The sequence below is a fragment of the Methylobacterium sp. CCH5-D2 genome (assembly GCF_001556475.1).
GTDB lineage: Bacteria > Pseudomonadota > Alphaproteobacteria > Rhizobiales > Beijerinckiaceae > Methylobacterium > Methylobacterium hispanicum.
The window spans coordinates 1-2,503 of sequence record NZ_LSIX01001117.1 but is presented as its reverse complement, the minus strand read 5'-3'; the positions used below and the strand labels follow the sequence as shown (position 1 = coordinate 2,503).

The 2,503-nt window shown below is 72.6% G+C and carries 1 protein-coding gene; it reads right to left on the bottom strand.

Annotated features, from left to right (window positions below):
• Positions 1 to 2,503 (bottom strand): helicase-related protein (locus tag AX737_RS30170; RefSeq protein WP_245293527.1); only part of this gene is annotated, 2,503 nt, incomplete at both ends.

Here is a 2,503-nt window from a genome sequence, read left to right as displayed (position 1 = left end):
CCGCGGCGGGCTGGGCCGGGGTGGTGGCGGCGGCGGGCAGGAGCGGCACGGTGATGGCCGGGCCGGGGCGGCTCTCGGCCACGTAGCCCAGCGACTTCAGGATCGAGGCGAAATCCTCGCCCGAGCAGCCGACCAGCGAGGTCATGCCGACGGTGGCCACGAACCCGTCGTTGTCGGCGGTGCCGGGCGGCGGGGCGCCGGGCGTGGTGCCGGGACGGTAGGCGACCGCCGGGCGGATCAGGTCGGCCAGGCGCTCCAGGATATCGACGCGCACCGCGCGCTCGCCGCAGACGCGGAAGCCCGCCGCCCGGTAGAGGCCCTTGGCGATCTCGGGATCGACCTTGATCGAGGTGCGGCCCGAGCCCGCCAGATGCGCGATCTCGTCGAGGCCGCGCTGGTCGAGACCGCCGTTGCGCAGCGCCCAGAGCTGGGCCGCGAGCGTGCGCGGGGCCGGCTTCAGGAGCGCGGGCAGGAAGATGTGGTAGGCGCCGAAGCGGACGCCGTGGCGGCGCAGCGCCCCGCGGCCCTCCTGGTCGAGGGTCCGCATCTCGTGCGCGACCTTGGCGCGCTCCAGCACGCCGAGCGCCTCGACCACCTGATAGCCGATGCCCTTGGCGAGGCCGGTGAGGTCGGCCGCGGTCTCGATCTCCATGAGCGGGCCGAGCAGCCGCACCACGTAGGCGCGCAGCCACGCGTTGAGGCGCACCTCGACCTTCTCGCGGGCGGGGCCGGCGAGGCTGTCGTCGGCGAGCAGCCGGATCTGGGGCGCAAAGAGCTTGTCGCCGGGGGCGAGCTTGGCCACCGGCGCGCCGGTCCAGCGGATGGTGCCGTCGTGCGAGAGGACGAGCGCGGCGTCGGCGGCCGCGGAGAAGCGCTCGGCCCGCGCCTCGATCTCGCCCGCGAGCGCCTTCTCGGCGGCGCTCCTCAGGGTCTTGGCCTCCTGCCCCTCGGCGCTGGCGTCCGGCACGAACAGGAATCCGTGCAGGTGGCCGACATGCTGACCCTCGACGGTGACGTCACCGTCGGCGGTGATCTGGGCTTCGAGCATCGTGTTCTCTCTCAGGCGCCGCATCAGGACGCTGGTGCGCCTGTCCACGAAGCGGCTCGCGAGGCGCTCGTGCAGGGCGTCGGACAGCCTGTCCTCTACCCGACGCGTCTCGCCCTGCCAATGTTCTGGGTCGCGCAGCCAGTCGGGCCGATTCGCCACGAATGTCCAGGTGCGCCCCTGGGCGATCCGGCGCGACAGGGTGTCGATGTCACCGTCGGTCCGGTCGATCATCGCAACGTGCTCGGCGAACCACTCGTCCGGGATGCGCCCGGCCATGCCCCGCATCAGGAAGCGGTAGAGCTGGGCCACGAGGTCGGCGTGGGTCTGGGGATGGACCTTGCGGTAGTCCGGCACGCCGCAGACGTCCCAGAGCCGGCGCACGGCGGCCGGGCGGCTCGCCATGTCCCGGATGTCGTCCTCCTTCATCAGGATCTCGAGGGCCTGCTGGTCCTCGCCCATCGGCGCGCGGGTCAGGCCCTGCTCGTGCGGGTGCTCGTCGAGGCTCTGTTGGAGCGCCTCCAGCGACTCGAAGACGAGGTCGGGGTTGCGCCACTGCAGGATGCGCACCGGGTCGAAGTCGTGGGCCTCCAGGCGCTCGACCAGTTCCTGCTCGAAGGGCGGGCAGCGGCCGGTGGAGCCGAAGGTGCCGTCCGAGGTGTGGCGGCCGGCCCGGCCCGCGATCTGGCCCATCTCGGCAGGGGTCAGCTTGCGGAAGCGCGTGCCGTCGTACTTCCAGTTCGCCGCAAACGCCACGTGGTCGACGTCGAGGTTGAGGCCCATGCCGACCGCGTCGGTGGCGACGAGGTAGTCGACGTCGCCCGACTGGTAGAGCTCGACCTGGGAGTTGCGCGTGCGCGGCGAGAGGGCGCCGAGCACCACCGCGGCGCCGCCGCGCTGGCGCCGGATCAGCTCGGCGATGGCGTAGACCTCCTCGGCCGAGAAGGCGACGATGGCCGAGCGGCGCGGCAGGCGGCCGATCTTCTTCTCGCCCGCGAACGTCAGCTGCGACAGGCGCGGGCGCGTGGTGGTGTGGACGTTCGGGATCAGCGCGCGCACCAGCGGCTCGACCGTGCCGGAGCCGATCAGCAGGGTCTCCTCGCGGCCGCGCTGGTAGAGCAGCCGGTCGGTGAAGACGTGGCCGCGGTCCATGTCGGCGCCGAGCTGGATCTCGTCGATGGCGACAAAGGCCACGTCGAGGTCGCGCGGCATCGCCTCGATGGTGCAGATCCAGTAGCGCGGCCGGTCCGGCTTGATCTTCTCCTCGCCGGTGACGAGGGCGACCTTCTCGGGGCCGACCTTGGCGACGACGCGCAGGTAGACCTCGCGGGCGAGGAGCCGCAGCGGCAGCCCGATCATGCCGGTCGGGTGCTGGAGCATCCGCTCGATGGCCAGATGCGTCTTGCCGGTGTTGGTGGGCCCGAGCACCGCTGTGACGCCGCGCGCGCGGGCCTGGGG